At 70.6% G+C, this 18,620-nt stretch carries 14 protein-coding genes and 2 pseudogenes; 8 read left to right on the top strand and 8 right to left on the bottom strand.

All coding sequences use genetic code 11. The annotated features are described in order from the left end of the window. The first annotated feature begins 83 nt into the window (after window positions 1-83). The 5 genes from A6P39_RS06465 to A6P39_RS06445 all read left to right on the top strand — a co-directional run bounded on the left by A6P39_RS06465 (window position 84) and on the right by A6P39_RS06445 (window position 6,795). A complete protein-coding gene (locus A6P39_RS06465) occupies window positions 84-1,862 on the top strand; it encodes an RICIN domain-containing protein (protein ID WP_079133234.1) in 1,779 nt (592 codons plus the stop codon). A 60-nt stretch (window positions 1,863-1,922) separates the two neighbouring features. Beyond that, on the top strand, window positions 1,923-2,741 hold the full coding sequence (locus A6P39_RS06460) for an inositol monophosphatase family protein (RefSeq protein ID WP_067042327.1): 819 nt from the start codon (window positions 1,923-1,925) through the stop codon (window positions 2,739-2,741). A gap of 46 nt (window positions 2,742-2,787) precedes the next feature. Continuing rightward, window positions 2,788-4,146, top strand: coding sequence for an FAD-binding protein (locus A6P39_RS06455; protein ID WP_079133233.1), 1,359 nt, complete (start codon window positions 2,788-2,790; stop codon window positions 4,144-4,146). Window positions 4,147-4,256: 110 nt separating this feature from the next. Next, the gene (locus A6P39_RS06450; protein ID WP_079133232.1) at window positions 4,257-6,455 is read left to right on the top strand and encodes a discoidin domain-containing protein; all 2,199 of its coding nucleotides are present in this window, start codon (window positions 4,257-4,259) and stop codon (window positions 6,453-6,455) included. 100 nt (window positions 6,456-6,555) lie between these two features. Then, entirely contained in the window at window positions 6,556-6,795 is a 240-nt protein-coding gene (locus tag A6P39_RS06445) for a chaplin (protein WP_067042321.1), read from the top strand. Window positions 6,796-6,865: 70 nt separating this feature from the next. On the opposite strand, the gene A6P39_RS06440 is transcribed toward A6P39_RS06445, so the two are convergent. From A6P39_RS06440 to A6P39_RS06415, 6 genes and pseudogenes are all read right to left on the bottom strand, one after another. Next, entirely contained in the window at window positions 6,866-8,032 is a 1,167-nt protein-coding gene (locus A6P39_RS06440; RefSeq protein ID WP_275883822.1) for an acyltransferase family protein, read from the bottom strand. A gap of 299 nt (window positions 8,033-8,331) precedes the next feature. Further along, window positions 8,332-9,204 carry a sugar phosphate isomerase/epimerase family protein gene (locus A6P39_RS06435; protein WP_067051614.1) on the bottom strand — a complete coding sequence of 291 codons (873 nt, stop codon included), beginning with the start codon at window positions 9,202-9,204 and terminating at the stop codon, window positions 8,332-8,334. Next, a complete protein-coding gene (locus A6P39_RS06430) occupies window positions 9,201-10,217 on the bottom strand; it encodes a Gfo/Idh/MocA family oxidoreductase (protein ID WP_067051613.1) in 1,017 nt (338 codons plus the stop codon). The genes A6P39_RS06435 and A6P39_RS06430 overlap by 4 nt, the downstream gene beginning before the upstream one ends. 34 nt (window positions 10,218-10,251) lie before the next feature. Further along, window positions 10,252-11,678 (bottom strand): annotated as a pseudogene (locus tag A6P39_RS06425) (sugar porter family MFS transporter). 9 nt (window positions 11,679-11,687) lie between these two features. After that, the gene (locus tag A6P39_RS06420) at window positions 11,688-12,641 is read right to left on the bottom strand and encodes a TIM barrel protein (RefSeq protein ID WP_067051611.1); all 954 of its coding nucleotides are present in this window, start codon (window positions 12,639-12,641) and stop codon (window positions 11,688-11,690) included. Between the two features lie 145 nt (window positions 12,642-12,786). Further along, window positions 12,787-13,137: pseudogene (locus tag A6P39_RS06415) on the bottom strand (PfkB family carbohydrate kinase); the annotation flags it as partial. Window positions 13,138-13,371: 234 nt separating this feature from the next. Between A6P39_RS06415 and A6P39_RS06410 the strand changes: the two are divergent. The 3 genes from A6P39_RS06410 to katG all read left to right on the top strand — a co-directional run bounded on the left by A6P39_RS06410 (window position 13,372) and on the right by katG (window position 17,340). Then, entirely contained in the window at window positions 13,372-14,364 is a 993-nt protein-coding gene (locus A6P39_RS06410) for a LacI family DNA-binding transcriptional regulator (RefSeq protein WP_067051609.1), read from the top strand. Window positions 14,365-14,658: 294 nt separating this feature from the next. After that, entirely contained in the window at window positions 14,659-15,096 is a 438-nt protein-coding gene (locus A6P39_RS06405; RefSeq protein ID WP_023544711.1) for a Fur family transcriptional regulator, read from the top strand. 33 nt (window positions 15,097-15,129) lie between these two features. Beyond that, window positions 15,130-17,340, top strand: coding sequence for a catalase/peroxidase HPI (katG, locus tag A6P39_RS06400; RefSeq protein WP_067051607.1), 2,211 nt, complete (start codon window positions 15,130-15,132; stop codon window positions 17,338-17,340). Between the two features lie 93 nt (window positions 17,341-17,433). Here katG and A6P39_RS45420 read toward each other — a convergent pair whose 3' ends face one another. Continuing rightward, window positions 17,434-17,877 carry a heme-binding protein gene (locus tag A6P39_RS45420; RefSeq protein ID WP_443053055.1) on the bottom strand — a complete coding sequence of 148 codons (444 nt, stop codon included), beginning with the start codon at window positions 17,875-17,877 and terminating at the stop codon, window positions 17,434-17,436. Beyond that, window positions 17,874-18,539 carry a GntR family transcriptional regulator gene (locus A6P39_RS06390; RefSeq protein WP_067051605.1) on the bottom strand — a complete coding sequence of 222 codons (666 nt, stop codon included), beginning with the start codon at window positions 18,537-18,539 and terminating at the stop codon, window positions 17,874-17,876. The genes A6P39_RS45420 and A6P39_RS06390 overlap by 4 nt, the downstream gene beginning before the upstream one ends. Window positions 18,540-18,620 lie beyond the last annotated feature (81 nt).

Genomic DNA, 18,620 nt, shown 5'->3' with positions numbered 1-18,620 from the left:
TGGAGTCCATTGCCGGGGAAACCGCCGGGCCGGATCGTTCCGTGCAACCGGCCCTTCGGCAACAAGGAGCACAGTTGCGACACTTGAGCAGAGCACGCGGCGCCGTCGCGGTGACCTCGACGGCCGTCGCCCTGGTCCTGGGCGGCGGCCCCGCGTCCCCGGCCGCACCGGCCGCCGGCACCACTTACACCGTGACCGTGGGGACCCCGGTACCGTTCACCCACCCCACGGACACCCCCGCCACCCCGTACCTGGACCGGGACGGCACCTTCCACTACCAGCAGTCCGCCGCGCTCTACGGCGCCAAGGACCCGCGCACCTGGGACTTCTACACCGGCAAGGACTTCGACACCGCCACCTTCGACAAGACGCTCAGCAAGGCGGTGAACCCCGCCAACTCCGCCGACCGCAACGACGACACCACCTGGCGCTGCAACAACAGCCCCACCGGCCGTGCGGCCACCTACGCGCCCAGCGGCTCGGGCTACGCCCAGAGGAACTACTGCGACCTGTCCGGGGTGTGGGTCGACCCCGACACCGGCGACTGGTACGGCCTGGTGCACAACGAGTTCACCCCGCAGCCCTTCGGCGACGGACTGCACTACGACGCCATCGACTACGCCGTCTCCACCGACCGCGGCCGCACCTGGACCATCAAGAACCATGTGATCACCTCCCCGTACAGCACCGAGCGCGGGGACACGACGGCCTTCCCGAACCAGACGTACTCCTACGGCGACGGCGACCAGCGCCTGTTCGCCGACACGGCCTCCGGCTACTTCTACGTCTATTACGGCTCCCGGATCATCGACAAGAGCGGCGGCTGGAAGGCGTTCTACGAGCACGTCGCCCGCGCCCCGATCTCCGCCAAGATGGCCCCCGGCTCCTGGCAGAAGTGGTACGACGGCGCCTGGTCCCAGCCCGGCACCGGCGGCAAGGAGAGCAACATCGTCCCGGTCGACGCCGGCCACCCGAGCGGCTACACCCCGGCCTCCGCCGAGTACGACCCGGCCAACACCGGTACCGCCGCCCAGCAGATCGCGGCCGGCAAGATGCCCCCGACCTCGCCGCTGTTCGTCATGAACATCGCCTACGACGCCTACCTCGGCCTCTACATCGGCGAACCGCAGGCCGTCGACCAGAGCGGCACCTCACCGCAGTACCTGTATGCCACCGACGACCTGACCACCCAGAAGTGGCACCTCATCGGGGACACCGGCAGCTACACCAACGCATCCTGGTACCGCTGGTTCCTCGACAGCGCGAGCCGCACCAGCTCCACGGTCGTCGGCAAGTCCTTCCGCTCCTACTGCGCCTTCGGCTGCTCGCACGACGCCTCCGGCGAGTACGTCGACATCACCGTCGACTCCGCCGCCCGCCCCCCCGCGCCCATGGACACCTCCCGCGGCTACCGCATCGCCGGCGGCACGGGCCGGGTCCTCGCCCAGGCGGCCACGGGCTCCGCCACCACCTCGCTGGCCCGGCCCACCGGATCCGGCCGGGACGCCTGGGTGTTCACGCCGACCGGCGACGGCGCCTTCACCATCGCCAACGCGGCGAGCGGCCGGCTGCTCGGCGTCGACTCCTCGTCCACCGTGGGCCGGGCCTGGGGCGCCCGTCCCACCGTCACCAAGGCACCGGCAGGCCATCCGGCCGTCGGACAGCAGTGGTTCGTGATCCCGGCCGCCGGCGGCGGCTGCCGTCTGGTCAACCGCTACAGCGGCCTGGTGCTCGGCCTGTCCGCAACCGCCGGGCGCCTCGCCGAGACCACCCCGGAGCGCACCTGGACGGCCGCCGCGGGAAGCTCCGCCGGGGCCGGCCGCACCGCCGCCGAACAGACCCTGTCCCTCACCGCCACCTGAGCGATCCTGCAGGGCCCCGCGCCCCTCCGGGGGCGCGGCAGGTGCGGATATCCTGCGCGCATGACGATCACCAACGGGGGATCCGACGCCCAGCTGGCCGTGACGGCGGCCCGGGCGGGCGCGGACGTGGTCCGAGACCTCTACGGCAGCCGGCTCGCCCGGCACGACAAGTCAGCCGGTGACTTCGCGACCGAGGCGGATCTGGCCGCCGAGCGGGCCATCCTGGACGTGCTGCGCGCCGCGCGCCCCGGCGATGCCGTGACCGGCGAGGAGAGCGGACACTCCGGCGCCGCGGACGCGCACCGCCGCTGGCTCGTCGACCCGCTCTGCGGCACGCTCAACTACGCCGTGCGCACCATGCTCGTCGGCGTGAACGTCGCCCTGCGGGAGGGGGACCGGGTCACGGCCGCCGCCACGGCCGACCCGTTCAGCGGCGAGGTGTTCTGGACCGACGGCAGCACGGCCCGGGTCCGCGCGCAGGACGGCACCGAGGAGCGGCTGACGCCCAGCGCCGGGTCCGCGCTGGTGGACGTCAACCTCGACCCGCCGTTCCCGGGCGCCCCCGGTTTCCAGGCGGTCCGCCTCCTGGCCGACCCCGGCTTCGCCGAGCGTTTCCGGCCCCGGGTGATCTCCAGCACCCTCGCGGTGGCCTGGGTCGCCGCCGGACGCCGGGCCGCCTATGTCACCGACGGCGACCTGCGCGACAGCGTGCACTTCGCGGCCGGTATCGCGCTGTGCCGGGCGGCCGGCTGCACGGTGACCGGACTGTACGGCGAGCCCGTGCTCAGCGGCGCGGGCGGGCTCGTCGCAGCGGCCGACGCCACGACCCATGCCGCCCTGCTGGACCTCGTCAAGAACCAGATGACGGACGGGAGTTGACGACGCGATCTCGACGGGGCAGCGCGCCCTCTGATGTGATTCCGGCATGACGACGCAGGCTCACGACCTCGCCGCCCGCTTCGGCCGGGCCCTGGACACCAGCCCGCAGAGCCTGAACGCGTGCGCGCAGGACTTCGGCCACATCGTGCGCGCGACGCCCCTCGGGGTGCTGCGCCCGGGATCCGCCGCCGAGATCAAGGACGTGCTGGAGTACGCCGGTCCCCGGGGCATCCCGGTGAGCGTGCGCGGCGGCGGCCACTCGATGTACGGCCAGGGGCAGGCGGGCGGCGGGATCGTGCTGGACCTGCGCCGACTGCGCGAGATCGGGCCCCTGTCGGACAGCCAGGTGACGGTGCAGGCAGGGGCGTTGTGGCGCGAAGTGCTGGCCGCCACCCTGCCGCACGGGCGCACGCCCCCGGTCCTCACCGACTACCTCGGCGCGAGCGTCGGAGGCGTCCTGTCGGCGGGCGGCCTCGGCGGCGCCACCCACCGGCACGGCCTGGTCGCCGACCAGGTCCTGGAGTTGGAGGTGGTGACCGGTGCCGGGGAGCACCGTGTCTGCTCGCCCGACCGCGACCCCGCGCTGTTCCATGCCGTGCTCGCCGGACTCGGCCAGTGCGCCGTCATCGTCGCCGCCACCTTGCGCCTGGTCCCCGCGCCCCACCGGGTCCGCCGCTACTGCCTGTACTACACCGACCTCACCCGCTGCCTCGCCGACCAGCGGATGCTCGCCGAAGAGCGGCGCTTCGGTTACCTGGAGGGCCAGGCCCGGCCGGCCGGCGACCAGGGGTGGCAGTACGTGATCGAGGCCGTGGCCCCGTACGACGGCCCGGGCCCGGTCGACGACGGTGCCCTCCTCGCCGGCCTCGGGCAGGACCCCGCCGCCCTGGAGACGGAGGACCTCGGATACGCGGAGTTCACCCATCGTGTGGACACGGACGAGGAGATCCTGACCGCGACGGGGGAGTGGCTGTACCCGCACCCGTGGCTCAATCTGCTCCTCCCGCACGACAGCGCCGAGTCCGTCGTCCGCGCGGTACTCTCCGAGCCGGCCTTCCAGGACCTGCGGGACACCGGTCTCGTGCTGCTGTACCCGCTGCTCTCCGGCCCGCTGCGCGCACCCCTCCTGCGCCGCCCGCCCGGTGAAGTGCTGTACCTGTTCGCCCTGTTGCGCACGGCTCCACCGGGCAGCGCCGAGACGGTCGCGGCGATGGTGGCCGCCAACCGCGTCGCGTACGAACTCGCCCGTGCCCAAGGCGCCGTGGCGTACCCCGTCAATGCCCTGCCCATGTCGGACGCCGACTGGCGCGACCACTACGGCAGTTGCCGGGCGGCCCTCGCGGACGCCAAACGGCGCCACGACCCGTACCTCGTTCTGGCGCGGGGACACGGTCTGCGGTTCTGAAGGTTTTGGCTTCCGAAGGCTTGTGGCCCGCTTGCCTCACCACTTAAATCAAAACATGAACTAAGTCGTGGGGTCGGCCGGCCGACCCTGTTTCCCTTGGGAGCCGCCAGATGAGGAACCAGATCAGAAGCCGTATCGGAATCCGGATCGGAAGCCGCAGGAGACCGAGGTGCCTGGGCGTCGCGCTCGCCGCCACGGCAGCGCTGATCACCCTCCCCCTCGCCCACACCCCGGCCGTCGCCGTGACCCAGGCGGACTGCGCCACGGCCGACGCCGCCCAGGGCAGGCCCGCCGCGGCCTCCTCCACCGAGAACCCCGGCACGCCCGCCTCCGCCGCCTTCGACGGCGACACCTCGACCCGCTGGTCCAGCCAGTTCGCCGACCCGCAGTGGATCCAGGTCGACCTCGGCGCGGTCGAGGACCTCTGCTCGATCGACCTGCACTGGGAAACCGCCTACGGCAAGGACTTCCAGCTCCAGGCCTCCACCGACGGTCAGAACTGGACCACCCTCAAGACCGTCACCGGCGCCACGGGCGGCACGACGTCGTACGGCGTCAGCGGCTTCGGCCGGTACGTGCGCATGTACGGCACCGCACGCGGCACCGGCTACGGATACTCCCTGTGGGAGATGGCCGTGCACACCACCGCCACCGGCACGACGGGGCCGGTCCAGGGCGGCGGCGACCTCGGCCCGAACGTCATCGTCGTCGACCCCTCCACCCCGAACCTCCAGCAGAAGTTCGACGACGTCTTCAAGCAGCAGGAGTCGGCCCAGTTCGGCACCGGCCGCTACCAGTTCCTGCTCAAGCCGGGCACCTACAACGGCATCAACGCCCAACTCGGCTTCTACACCTCCGTCTCCGGGCTCGGCCTGAACCCCGACGACACCCAGATCAACGGTGATGTCACGGTCGACGCCGGCTGGTCCGGCGGCAACGCCACCCAGAACTTCTGGCGCTCGGCGGAGAACCTCGCCATCACACCGTCGAACGGCACCGACCGCTGGGCCGTGGCCCAGGCGGCACCCTTCCGCCGCATCCACGTCAGGGGCGGCATGAACCTCGCCCCGACCGGCTACGGCTGGGCCTCCGGCGGCTACATCGCGGACTCGAAGATCGACGGCACGGTGGGCCCCTACTCCCAGCAGCAGTGGTACGCCCGCGACAGCTCGGTCGGCGGCTGGACCAACGGCGTGTGGAACATGACCTTCTCCGGAGTCCAGGGCGCGCCCGCGACCGACTTCGACAGCGGCCCGTACACCACGCTGGACACCACCCCCGTCTCGCGCGAGAAGCCGTACCTCTACCTGGACGGCAACGACTACAAGGTGTTCGTCCCCGGCAGGCGCACGAACGCCCGGGGCGTCTCCTGGCCGAACACCCCGGGTACGGCCATCCCTCTCGACCGGTTCTACGTCGTGAAGCCGGGAGCCACGGCGGCCACCATCAACGCGGCCCTCGCCCAGGGCCTCAACCTCCTCTTCACGCCCGGCATCTACCACCTCGACCAGACGATCGACGTCACCCGGCCCGACACCGTCGTCCTCGGGCTCGGCCTCGCCACACTGGTCCCGGAAGGCGGCATCGACGCGATGCACGTCGCCGACGTCGACGGCGTACGGCTCGCGGGCTTCCTCATCGACGCCGGCCCCGTCAACTCCGACACCCTGCTGCGGATCGGCACCCCCGGCTCCACCGCCGGCCACTCCGCCGACCCCACCACCATGCAGGACGTCTTCATCCGCATCGGCGGTGCCGGAGCCGGCCTCGCGACCAACTCCGTGGTCGTCGACAGCAACGACGTCATCATCGACCACACCTGGATCTGGCGCGCCGACCACGGCAGCGGCGTCGGCTGGGACACCAACCGCGCCGACTACGGCCTGCGCGTCAACGGCAACGACGTACTCGCCACGGGCCTGTTCGTCGAGCACTTCAACAAGTACGACGTGTACTGGAGCGGAGAGCGCGGCCGGACGATCTTCTTCCAGAACGAGAAGGCCTACGACGCCCCGAACGCCGCCGCCATCACCCATGACGGAAAAGTCGGCTACGCGGCCTACAAGGTCGCCGACTCCGTCACCAGCCATGAGGCCTGGGGCCTGGGCAGCTACTGCAACTACACGGCCGATCCCTCGATCGTCCAGGCCGACGGCTTCGAGGTCCCGGCGACCAGCGGCATCAGCATGCACGACCTGCTGGTGATCTCCCTCGGCGGCAACGGACAGTACGCCCACGTCGTGAACGGCACGGGCGCACCCACCTCGGGGACCGGCACCGTCCCCTCCAAGGTGACGTCCTTCCCGTGATCCGGGCAGGGCGGGCCCCGGACGGCGTAATCGGAGAGGCGGACGACGCGGGGCGCGGGTGTGATGGAAGCGCCCCCTTCGTCAACCAGTGAGGCAGATCATGCGTCTTCGCAGCTTCGCCACGACGGCCGTGCTCGCGGGTGTCCTTGCCACGGGCGGCTCGGCGACCGCCTTCGCGGCCGACCCGAACCCGGTCGGCACGGCCGCCAACAGCCCGGGTGTCGTCTCGGGCGACGTCGTCCAGGTCCCGGTCGACATCGACGCCAACGTATGTGGCAACACCATCAACCTCATCGGCCTGCTGAACCCGGCCACCGGCAACATCTGCGCCAACAAGTGACAGCGCCCGTGCGCCGGTTCCCGACCCGCGGGAGCCGGCGCACGGCTGTTGCGCGTAGGTGCCCGGCGGCTCAGTCGTTCGCCGCCGGCTGGGGTTCCTGACGGGCCGGCGCCGGGGCCGGGCGGCGGCGCCGGAGCAGCAGACGGCGCGCCGGGCACTCCACCGCCTCGTACAGCACCCAGGACAGGCCCAGCGCCAGGGCGAACACGGTCGCGGTGACGATCGATGCCGTCAGGGCACCGAAGTGCGGCTTGACGCCCAGCAGGTGCGTCCCGGCGCGCAGCACCAGCAGATGCACCATGTAGAAGGCGAAGGACAGCTCCCCGAGCCGCACCATCCGCCGGCTCCGCCAGATCGACGGCAGCCCCTGCAGGTCCGCGTTCGCCGCCGCCGGGATGAGCAGGGTGAACCCGATGATCGTGCACATGGTCGCGGAGTAGCCGAGCGGCACCTGCGGGACCAGGAAGTAGCCGATGATCGCCAGGGCGAGCGAGGCCTCGAGGCCGGGCCCGCGCCAGCGGCCGAGCTGCACCAGCCGCGCGCTGACCGCGCCGAGCACGAACTCGGGCAGCCGGGCCGCTGGGAACGAGTACAGCGCGTAGGTCCACCAGTGGTGGGCGTCGGCCCGGGACAGCACCGCCATCGCCACCAGCGCCAGCCCGCCCAGCGCCGCCGATCCGCGCGCGCCGAGCCGGCGCAGCAGCAGGAGCAGCAGCGGGAAGGAGGCGTAGAAGAACGCCTCGCACGCCAGGGACCAGCTGACCGGGTTGAGCGTCTGCCACCACGGCCGCCACCAGGAGTGCAGCAGCAGTACGTTCGCCATCGCCTGCTTCGGCGTCGGCTGCGCGTTGCGCTCCAGCGTGATCGCCAGGAGGAACGCGAGGGCCACGGTGACCAGGTGCACCGGATAGATCCGTGCGATGCGCCGCCGCCAGAAGGCGGGAGCCCGGTCGTGGGGTCTTGCCGACCAGGTCAGCACGAATCCGGACAGAATGAAGAAGAACGACACTCCGGTGGCACCGGCGCCGAAGCCCCAGAACGCGATGCGTCCACCGGTTCCACCGAAATAGCCGAAATTGCTCACGTGCAGTCCGAACACCAGCAGCGCCGCCACCCACCGCAGTCCCGTGAGGGACGGCAGTGAGGCGTTGGCGGCGTGTGGGGAGTCCCTGGCGGTGGTCTCACCGTCACGGGATTGCGGCGTCGTCCGGAGCGTCCGGGTCGTCGCCGTGGTCATCGAATCACCTGCCGCAGAGGATTGGCGTGGGGCATGGAGGGGAACGTTGCCCGTTCTCCCCATTCCATGGCTTCACATGGCAAACATCACACTGCTGCCGAACGACGCACCCCTCCGTATGCCACGGACAGCCGGACCCGGTACACCCTTACGAGTGATGCCGCGCCCACCGCCTTGATCACCGCGGCGGCAGGCCCCCGTAGTCCGGCGACCGCGTCGGTCAGCTCCCCGCTCCTCCGTGCGCAAACGGCAGGGCGGCCCGCATCACGGCGCGGGCCGCCCTGTGCCGACCTGGAGGATTAGACCTGTGCGGCCAGTTCCTTGGTGATCCGTTCCAGCATGAACGCCGAGGATTCGCGCGCCCGCTCCTCCCAGGCGAACACACAAGCCGTGGCCACGCCGTCGAACTTCAGCTCACGCAGCGTACCGAAGAAAGCGTTCCAGTCCACCTCGCCCTGCCCGATGTCCAGGTGCTGATGGACACGGGCCGCGGTGCCGGGCGGGTTGAGGATGTACCGCAGACCGGAGGACCCCTTGTGGTTGAAGGAGTCCGCGATGTGCACATGCTGGAGCTTGTCGCCCGCATGGCACATCATGTCCGCGATGTCCGCCGTCGGGACCGCCCCCGACAGGGGGAAGGAGTGCGGGGCGCAGTACAGGTAGTTCACCCAGTGCTTGTTGACCGCGCGGACCAGGTCGACCGCGGGTGCGTTCTCCTCGCAGAAGTCGTCCGGGTGCGCCTCCAGGTTCAGCGCGATGCCCTCCCGCTCGAACAGCGGGAGCAGCTCCTCCAGCGAGCGCCAGAACGCCGCCTCGCTCTCCGCGGCCCGCTCGGGACGGCCGTTGAACTCCGAGTTCATCAGCGGACACTCCAGGTCCGCGGTGATCTCGATCATCCGCTTCCAGTAGCGGACGGCCGCCTGCCGCTCGCTCTCGTCGGGCGAGGACCACTTGTACAGCGGCAGCACCGAGGAGAGCTGCACACCGTGCGTGCGCAGGGAGTTCTTCAGCTGCGCGATCCGCTCGTCGTCCGCCCGCGGGTGCAGGAAGAACGGCATGAAGTCGTCGCGTGGCGACAACTCGATGTACGCGTAGCCGAGTTCGGCGGCCGTGCGCACCATGTCGTCGATCGGCAGGGCGCGGAACATGTACGGGTCGACGGCGATCTTCACGCGGCACCTCCGTAGAACGCGGGACGGGGCTTGAGGTCCGTGGTGACGACGCGGCCCGACTGCAGGGCCTCGACGGTCGCGGCGGTGATGACGGTGGCGGCGTAGCCGTCCCAGGCCGAGGGGCCGGTGGGCTCATGGCCGGCGGCCAGGTTCGCGACCCACTCGCGGAACTCGGTGTCGAAGGCGTCCACGAAGCGGCCCACCCAGTCCGTCAGCACCTCGGTGCTGTGCCGTCCGGCGGTGCGCACGCCGACCGCGGCCGGGTCGGGCAGCCGGACCAGGCCCTCCTCGCCGACGGCCTCGCACTGGATGTCGTAGCCGTACTGGCAGTTGACGAAGACCTCCAGGTCGATACGGACGCCCTTGGCGGTCTCGAACAGCATGATCTGCGGGTCCTGCAGATGCTCGAACCGCTTGCTCGTGGCGCGCGGGGTGATCACCTGGGTGGACACGATCTCGTCGCCCAGCAGCCAGCGCAGCACGTCCACCTCGTGCACCGCCGTGTCCAGGGCGGCCATCTCGGAGGTGTACGCCTCGAGGACGGTCGGGTTGCGGTGGGCGCAGTGCACGATCAGCGGCGTGCCGATCCCGCCGGAGTCGATGACCTGCTTCATCTTCCGGTAGCCGGCGTCGTAGCGGCGCATGAAGCCGACCTGGACCAGCCGGCGGCTGTGGGCCTGCTCCGCCTCGATGATCTTCAGACAGTCCTCGGCGGTGGTGGCCAGCGGCTTCTCGCAGAACACCGGCTTGCCGGCGGCGATGGCGTTCAGCACGTGCTGGGCGTGGGTCGGGCCCCACGATGTCACGAGGACGGCGTCCACGTCGTCCGCCGCGACCACGGCGGCACCGTCGGGCAGCACACGGGCGCCGGCCCGCGCCGCTGCCTCCTCGGCGCGGGCGGCGTCGATGTCGGTGACCGCGGTGACGCGGGCGCCGGTGACGGTGTCCGTGAGGCGCCGGATGTGCTCCTTGCCGATCCAGCCGGCGCCGATGACACCAATACGTACGGTCATGGTCGTACTTCCTTCGGATTTCTGCAGAAAAAGGTCAGGAGAAGCGCGCCCGGAGTTCGGCTTCGAGGCTTTCGAGAGTGCGGCCCTTGGTCTCGGGGACGTAGACCTTCACGAAGGTGAACGAGAAGACTCCCGCCACGACGAACAGGAAGAAGGTGTTGGAGACCCCGATCCCGGACACCAGGGACGGGAAGACCAGCCCGATCACGAAGTTGGTCAGCCACAGCACCACGGCCGCGACACCCATGCCGAAGCCGCGCATCCGCATCGGGAAGATCTCCGACAGCATCAGCCAGGTCACCGGCGAGATCGCACCCTGCTGGAAGGCCAGGAAGGTGACGGTCATGGCGAGACCGCATGCGCACGGCCGTCACCGGACGGCAGCACCAGCGAGAACACGCCGATCAGCAACAGGGCTGCCGTGGTGCCGATCTGACCTGTCATCAGCATCGGACGCCGGCTGACCCGGCCCAGCAGCCAGATGCCGACGAAGGTCGCCAGCACCGAGATCACACCGTTGGCGATGTTCGCGGTCAGCGCGCTGTCGGCGGCGAAGCCGGCGTCCGTCAGGATCTGGGTGCCGTAGTACATGATCGTGTTGACACCGGTGATCTGCTGCACGATCGCGATCCCGAAGCCGATGAACATCAGCTTGCGCACCCACGGCGTGGCCTTCATGTCCTGCCAGCCGCCGAGCCGCTCCTGCTCCTCCTTCACGGCGAGCGCCGAGACCTCGCTCATCTCGGCCCGCGCACGCGCCTCGGACCGGACCTGCCCCAGGACCTCCAGGGCCTCGGTGAAGCGGGTCCTGGACGCCAGCCAGCGGGGGCTCTCCGGCATGACCAGCATGCCGAACCAGAGCACGACCGCCGGGAGGGTGGCGATGACCAGCATCCACCGCCAGATGCCGCCGGACTCGCTTCCGGCGTTCGCGATGACCGCGTTGGAGGTGAAGGCCAGCAACTGCCCGCTGACGATCATGAGTTCGTTCCGGGTGACCAGCGCACCGCGCCGCTCGGCGGGCGAGATCTCCGCGAGGTAGACCGGCACGGTCACCGACGCGCCGCCGACGGCGAGGCCGAGCACGAAACGGGCCACGATCATGACCGCGGTCGTCGGGGCGAGGGTGGCGCCGAGCGCGCCGACGAAGAACAGCACCGCGAGCGTGAGGATCGTACGGCGCCTGCCGCGCGCGTCCGACATCCGGCCGCCGACGACCGCGCCGAGCGCGGCGCCCAGCAGCAGCGAGCTGGTGACCATGCCCTCGGTGACCGCGGTCAGACCGAGGTCCTTGCTCATATAGGGCAGCGCACCGTTGATGACACCGGTGTCGTAGCCGAACAGCAGCCCGCCGAAGGTGGCGATGACGGTGATGAGCCGCAGCCGCCGCGAGACGGCCGGCGGGGTCTCGGCCGGCGGCGTGGGAGTGGGGGCCTGAATCGCGTCGTCCCTGACGTCCATGGCCGCCTCCTACTGGTCGGTGTGGGGGCGTCGGGTCCCGGTGAGGCCGCAGCCGGCCAGGTGCTCACGGGTGCTGACGGCGATGGGCAGCGGCACCTCGGGAGCGCACGGGTACAGGTCCTGCTCGACGATCACGAACAACTCGGCGTCCAGCTTGGAGAGTTCGGCCACGACATCAGCCGGGTTCGGCACTCCCGCCGGCGGCGACACGCACACGCCCCGCTTGACGGCCTCGCCGAATCCCAGGCCCTCGGCGGCGACCTGCGCCAGCACGGCCGGATCCATCTGCTTGATGTGGACGTAGCCGACCCGCTCGCCGAACCGGCGGATCAGATCGACGTTGTCACCGCCGCCGTAGGCCACGTGCCCGGTGTCCAGGCACAGGTTCGTGTACCGGCCCTCGGACTCGTTCAGCAGCCGCTCGATCTCCGGCTGGGTCTGGATGTGGCTGTCGGCGTGCGGATGGATCACCAGCCGCACGTCGTACTCGTCCAGCAGCAGCTTGCCGAGCCGGTCGGCGGCCGTGCCGAACCCGGCCCACTGCCCGGCGGTCAGCTCGGGCGACTCGGTGAACGCACCGGTCTTCTCGTCCCGGTACATCGGCGGGATGAGCACCAGGTGGTGGGCGCCCGCGGCGGCGGTCAGCGTCGCGACCTCACGGACATGGGCGAGCATCTCGTCCCACGCGTGGGGGCGGTGCAGCGCGCCGAACGCGGTGCCACCCGAGACCTGGAGCCCACGAGACTCCAGCTCCTCCTTGAGCCGCTGCGGATCGGTGGGCAGGTAGCCGTACGGCCCGAGTTCGAGCCACTTGTAGCCGGCCGTGGCCAGCTCGTCCAGGAAGCGGGTGTACGACACCTGGTGCTCGTCCTCGGGGAACCAGATGCCCCAGGAGTCGGGGGCGGAGCCGAGGCACAGGTTGCCTGCGGTGGTGCGGAGCGGTGTCGTTGGCGCCGTTGCCATGGCGTGTCCTTCGGGGAGGGGACGGGGATCAGCTCGAGGTGGGGAAGTCGAAGCCTGCGCCGGTGTGCTGTTCGGTGTGGGGCCAGCGGGTGGTGATGACCTTGGGGCGGGTGCAGAAGCGGATGCCTTCGGGGCCGTGGATGGGGATGTCCAGGTCGGGGGACTTGGGACGGCGGTAGAAGTAGAGCGGGAAGCCGTCCGGCGGGAAGATCTCGCAGAGCGTCACCGGGGTCGGCGCGATGTCCGACGTCCCCACGAAGCCGGTGTCCACGCCGTAGCCGTCCAGCGCGGTGCGCACGAAGTCCCCGAACGGGTCGCGGCCGGTCTTGGTGACCACGGCGGCCGTGTGTCCGTAGCGGGCGGCGGCCACCGCGACGTTCGTCGGCGACCCGCCCAGGTACTTGCCGAACGACGTGACCTCCGTCAGCCCCGCACCCGTCTGCAGCGGATACACGTCCACTCCCACACGGCCGATGGTCAGCACCTCGAACGGCATCACGCTGGTTTCCCCTCGCTCCGGCGGTGATCCGGGTGGTCACAGAACGGCCCAGAGCGGCCCGGTCAGAGGGCCTGTTGCGCTCTACTAGCGCGCTCTAGTGCGAGTACGATGACCCCTGTCCAAATGTCATGTCAATAGGTTGTTGCCGGGAGTTTTCCCGCAGCCCGGCTAGGGTGGGCGCGTCGGAGGGTGGGTGCGCAAGTGGATGTAAACGGCAAGCAGCGGCCGACGATGGCGGACGTCGCCGAGAAGGCGGGGGTCTCCCGCGCGCTGGTGTCGATCGTGTTCCGCAACCAGCCCGGGGCCGGCGAGGAGACCCGGCAGCGGGTGCTGCGCGTCGCCGACGAGATCGGTTACCGGCCCGACAGTGCTGCCCGGCTCCTCGCGCGCGGGCGCAGCCGCACCATCGGCGTGTTGTTCACCGCGCACCAGATCTTCCAGTCGGACCTGATCGAGGGCATTTACCCCGAGGCCGAACGCCTCGGTTACGACGTGCTGTTGTCGGCCGTCGCGCAGGGCCGCAGCGAGGCCAGGGCGATCGAGGCCCTGCTGAGTCACCGCAGCGAGGCCCTGATCCTGCTGGGCCCGGAGTCGGAGCCGGCCTTCCTGGACGAGCTGGGGCAGCGCGCGGTCACCGTCTCGGTCAGCCGCCGGGCACCCGGCGCCCGCGTCGACTTCGTGCACACGGCCGAGGGCAAGGGCGTACGGCTGGCCATGGAGTACCTGCTGGAACTCGGCCACCGCCGGATCGTGCACATCGACGGCGGGCGTGGGCCGGGTTCGGCCGAGCGGCGCCGGGCCTACCGGGCCGCGATGCGCCGGCACGGGCTCCAGGCCGAGGAGCGGGTGATTCCCGGCGACCACACCGAGCGGTCCGGTATCGAGGCGGGGCGGCTGCTGCTCGCCGAGCGGGACGCCGGGACGCCGCTGCCGACGGCCGTCCTCGCGGGCAACGACCGCAGCGCGATGGGCCTGTTGATGGCGCTGACCCGGGCCGGTGTCGAGGTGCCCCGGGACCTGTCCGTCGTCGGCTACGACGACAGCCACCTCTCCCATCTGATGCCGATAGGCCTGACGACCGTACGACAGGACGCCGGGCTGATGGCCGAACACGCGGTCCGCTTCGCCGTACAGCGCCTGGAGAACCCCGAACTGGAGCCCAGCGAGGCGGAGTTGGATCCGAAGCTCGTCGTCCGGGGTACCAGCGGACCGCCACCCGCGTGACCCTGAGGGGGAGCTGAGAGCACAAGGGGAAATGGCGGTCACCCGTACGCGGGCCGTTCACCCTCGGCGCGCCGGGCGGGGCCGGGCGAGGGGCGGCGCGAAGATCGACGTGCGGGTCGGCGGGCGGTCGACGCGAAGGCGAAAGTGATCGCAAAGGCGAAGAGGGCGCCTGGGCCGGTGACGGGGCGTGTGCGGTGGTTCACGGACAGGTGGACGGCGAGCCGCGAGGCGCGACCAAAATTGCATGCCTCGTTTTCTTGAACCCCTCGTGTTTTTGAGGGTAGGTTCGGCCTCATGACCGCCTCCCCGACCCCGACCACCGCCGAGGAGCTTCGCGGTGCCGGCCTGCGCGTGACGGCAGCCCGCGTCGCGCTGCTGGAGACCGTCCGGGACGGCGACCACCTCGGCGTCGAGGCGATCGCCTCCGGGGTCCGTGCCCGCGTAGGCCACATCTCCCTGCAAGCCGTCTACGAGGCCCTTCACGCCCTTACCGCGGCGGGTCTGGTCCGCCGCATCGAGCCGGCCGGACACCCGGCCCGGTTCGAGGGGCGCGTGGGCGACAACCACCACCACATCGTGTGCCGGTCGTGCGGTGCCGTCGCCGACGTCGACTGCGCCGTCGGCGACGCGCCCTGCCTGACCGCATCCGACGACCGCGGCTTCTCCATCGATGAGGCCGAGGTCGTCTACTGGGGCATGTGCCCCGACTGTTCCACCGGCCGCAGTTCCTGAGCACCGAGTTCCGCACAGTTCGGAAGGAATGCCATGACTGAGAACATCGACGCGAACGTCGCAGACGCGAAGGCGGAGGGCGGCTGCCCCGTCGCCCATGGCCGCGCCGCGCACCCGACCCAGGGCGGCGGCAACCGCCAGTGGTGGCCGGAGCGGCTCAACCTGAAGATCCTTGCCAAGAACCCGGCCGTGGCCAACCCGCTCGGTGAGGACTTCGACTACCGCGAGGCCTTCAATTCCCTGGACCTCGCCGCGGTGAAGCGCGACATCGCCGAGGTGCTCACCACCTCGCAGGACTGGTGGCCCGCCGACTTCGGCAACTACGGCCCGCTCATGATCCGTATGGCCTGGCACAGCGCCGGTACGTACCGCATCAGTGACGGCCGTGGCGGTGCCGGCGGTGGCCAGCAGCGCTTCGCACCGATCAACAGCTGGCCGGACAACGCGAGCCTGGACAAGGCCCGCCGTCTGCTGTGGCCGGTGAAGAAAAAGTACGGCAAGTCCATTTCCTGGGCCGACCTGATGGTCCTCACGGGCAACGTGGCACTGGAGACGATGGGCTTCAAGACCTTCGGCTTCGCCGGCGGCCGCGTCGACGAGTGGGAGCCCGACGAGGACGTCTACTGGGGTCCCGAGACCGTCTGGCTGGACGACAAGCGCTACACCGGTGACCGTGAGCTGGAGAACCCGCTGGCCGCGGTCCAGATGGGCCTCATCTACGTCAACCCCGAGGGCCCGAACGGCAACCCGGACCCGATCGCCGCGGCCCGCGACATCCGTGAGACCTTCCGCCGTATGGCGATGAACGACGAGGAGACCGTCGCCCTCATCGCCGGTGGCCACACCTTCGGCAAGACCCACGGCGCCGGCCCGGCGGACAACGTCGGCGCCGACCCCGAGGCCGCCCCGCTGGAGCAGATGGGCCTCGGCTGGAAGTCCAGCTTCGGCACCGGCGTCGGCAAGGACGCCATCACCAGCGGCCTCGAGGTCACCTGGACCGAGACGCCGACGCAATGGAGCAACAACTTCTTCAAGAACCTCTTCGAGTACGAGTACGAGCTGACCCAGAGCCCGGCCGGCGCCAACCAGTGGGTGGCCAAGGACGCCGAGGCGATCGTCCCGAACGCGTTCGACTCGTCGAAGAAGCAGCGTCCGACGATGCTCACCACCGACCTGTCGCTGCGCTTCGACCCGATCTACGGGCCGATCTCGCGCCGGTTCTACGAGAATCCGGAGGAGTTCGCGGACGCCTTCGCCCGCGCCTGGTACAAGCTCACCCACCGCGACATGGGCCCCGTCGTCCGTTACCTCGGCCCCGAGGTGCCCAGCGAGGAGCTGCTGTGGCAGGACCCGCTGCCGCAGCGCACCGGTGAGCTGATCGACGCAGCGGACATCGCCTCCCTCAAGGAGGAGATCCTCGGTACGGGCCTGACGGTCTCCCAGCTGGTCTCCGCCGCGTGGGCCGCGGCCTCCTCGTTCCGGGGCAGCGACAAGCGCGGCGGCGCCAACGGTGGCCGCATCCGTCTGGAGCCGCAGCGGAACTGGGAGGTCAACAACCCGGACGAGCTGGCCCAGGTGCTGCGTGCCCTGGAGGGCATCCAGGAGTCCTTCAACGCCAAGGGCGGCAAGCAGGTGTCGCTGGCCGACCTGGTCGTGCTCGCCGGCTCCGCGGCCGTCGAGAAGGCGGCCAAGGACGGCGGTGTCGAGATCGAGGTGCCGTTCACGGCGGGCCGTGTCGACGCCTCGCAGGAGCAGACCGACGTCGAGTCCTTCGCGGCGCTGGAGCCGGCTGCCGACGGCTTCCGGAACTACGTCGGCAAGGGCAACCGTCTGCCGGCCGAGTTCCTGCTGGTGGACAAGGCCAACCTGCTCAGGCTGAGCGCGCCCGAGATGACCGTCCTCGTCGGTGGTCTGCGCGTCCTCGGCGCCAACCACAACGGATCGAAGCACGGTGTCTTCACCGACCGGCCGGGCGCGCTGACGAACGACTTCTTCGTCAATTTGCTCGACCTGGACACCGAGTGGAAGTCGACCTCGTCCGCGCAGGACGAGTTCGAGGGCCGCGACGCCTCCGGCGCGGTCAAGTGGACCGGCACCCGGGCCGACCTGGTCTTCGGCTCGAACTCCGAGCTGCGGGCGGTCGCCGAGGTGTACGCCAGCGACGACGCGAAGGAGAAGTTCGTCAAGGACTTCGTCGCCGCGTGGGTCAAGGTCATGAACGCGGACCGGTACGACCTCGTCTGATCCGGCTCGCGTGAACCTCTGAACAGGGCGTCCGGGCCCGCCCACCAGGGCGGACCCGGACGTCTGTGTTTTCCGGGGCAGGGAGCGGGGGCGTCAGCGGCCCAGGACCGCAGCGCCCGCCTGCGCGTACCGCTCGTCCAGGGCGCCGGACGGGGCACCCGCGACGCCGATGCCCGCGACCGGGGCGCCCTTGGCGGTCACCGGCGGGCCGCCCGCGAGGAAGAGCGTGCCCGGGACGTCCTTCAGCGCCGGCGCCCGCTCGAGCCGCCCGGCCGGCTCCGAGGCGGGCGCGTTCCAGGACACGGCGGTGTACGCCTTGCGCTCGGCGGACCTGGGAGGGGCGGGCGAGACGCGCCCCGGAAGGGGGCGGGGAACTGCGCGAGGAACCGTACTGAGCCCGCAGCCGCCGCCGGACCGGGATGTCGACGGCCTCGCCGCGAACGCCGCTAGTGGACCACCTTGGCGGGCAGGCCCCGCTTGCGGCCGGGGGAGCCGCGGGGCGCCGCGCACTGAGGCGAGGAGGGTCCGGCTCCTCAGATGGCAGCGCGGACGGCCCGTTCGAAGCCCTCGACATGACGGCGGGCGAGTTCCGCCGCCTGCTCGGGTTCACCGGCGACGATCGCCTCGATCAATGGCCCGTGCTCTCCGACGTGGCCGGCCATGTCCGGCAGGCGGTCGATGAACAGGCACCAGATGCGGGTGGCCAGGTTGTCGTAGCGGACGAGGGTGTCCTCCAGGTACGGGTTGTGTGTGGCGGCGTAGACGGCCCGGTGGACCTGGAGGTCCAGGTGCAACAACTCGGCGTCGTCCTGGCGGCGGGAATCCGCGTCGTCCAGTTCCCGTCGCAGGGCCGTCAGGGTCGCGCGGTCCGTGGGCGTGGCGCGTCGCGCGGCCTGGGCGGCGGCCAGTGGCTCCAGCTCCTGGCGTACCTCGGAGATGTGGGCGAGGTCGGTGATGTTGACGTCGGTGGCGAAGGTGCCGCGTCGCGGATAGGTCGTGATCAGGCGCTCGTACTGCAGTCGCTTGAGGGCTTCGCGCACCGGGGTGCGCCCCACGCCGAGGGACTGTGCCAGCTGGTCCTCGTTGATCGGTGCGCCCGGGCGGATCTCGAGCATGACGAGCCGGTCCCGGACGGCGCGGTAGGCACGCTCGGCGAGCGACTGCGCCTCGCCCCTGGCTTCGGTCGCCACCTGCTGCATCAATGCCCCCTTGACCTGTCCGGCAAGCTCACATACCTTACCGCGAAGGCTGATATATCAATCGCCTTTCAGTCGTCCCTC

This window comes from Streptomyces sp. FXJ1.172 (assembly GCF_001636945.3).
GTDB lineage: Bacteria > Actinomycetota > Actinomycetes > Streptomycetales > Streptomycetaceae > Streptomyces.
Note: the sequence above shows the minus strand (reverse complement) of the source record. Positions and strands in the feature narration are given on the sequence as shown.

What these genes read in the sequence shown, in the direction of transcription:
- A6P39_RS06460 (WP_067042327.1), top strand. Translation starts at nt 1,923, where the DNA reads ATGACGATCACCAACGGGGGATCCGACGCCCAGCTGGCCGTGACGGCG.
- A6P39_RS06455 (WP_079133233.1), top strand. Translation starts at nt 2,788, where the DNA reads ATGACGACGCAGGCTCACGACCTCGCCGCCCGCTTCGGCCGGGCCCTG.
- A6P39_RS06450 (WP_079133232.1), top strand. Translation starts at nt 4,257, where the DNA reads ATGAGGAACCAGATCAGAAGCCGTATCGGAATCCGGATCGGAAGCCGC.
- A6P39_RS06445 (WP_067042321.1), top strand. Translation starts at nt 6,556, where the DNA reads ATGCGTCTTCGCAGCTTCGCCACGACGGCCGTGCTCGCGGGTGTCCTT.
- A6P39_RS06440 (WP_275883822.1), bottom strand. Translation starts at nt 8,032, where the DNA reads ATGACCACGGCGACGACCCGGACGCTCCGGACGACGCCGCAATCCCGT.
- A6P39_RS06430 (WP_067051613.1), bottom strand. Translation starts at nt 10,217, where the DNA reads ATGACCGTACGTATTGGTGTCATCGGCGCCGGCTGGATCGGCAAGGAG.
- A6P39_RS06420 (WP_067051611.1), bottom strand. Translation starts at nt 12,641, where the DNA reads ATGGCAACGGCGCCAACGACACCGCTCCGCACCACCGCAGGCAACCTG.
- A6P39_RS06410 (WP_067051609.1), top strand. Translation starts at nt 13,372, where the DNA reads ATGGCGGACGTCGCCGAGAAGGCGGGGGTCTCCCGCGCGCTGGTGTCG.
- A6P39_RS06405 (WP_023544711.1), top strand. Translation starts at nt 14,659, where the DNA reads ATGACCGCCTCCCCGACCCCGACCACCGCCGAGGAGCTTCGCGGTGCC.
- katG (WP_067051607.1), top strand. Translation starts at nt 15,130, where the DNA reads ATGACTGAGAACATCGACGCGAACGTCGCAGACGCGAAGGCGGAGGGC.
- A6P39_RS06390 (WP_067051605.1), bottom strand. Translation starts at nt 18,539, where the DNA reads ATGCAGCAGGTGGCGACCGAAGCCAGGGGCGAGGCGCAGTCGCTCGCC.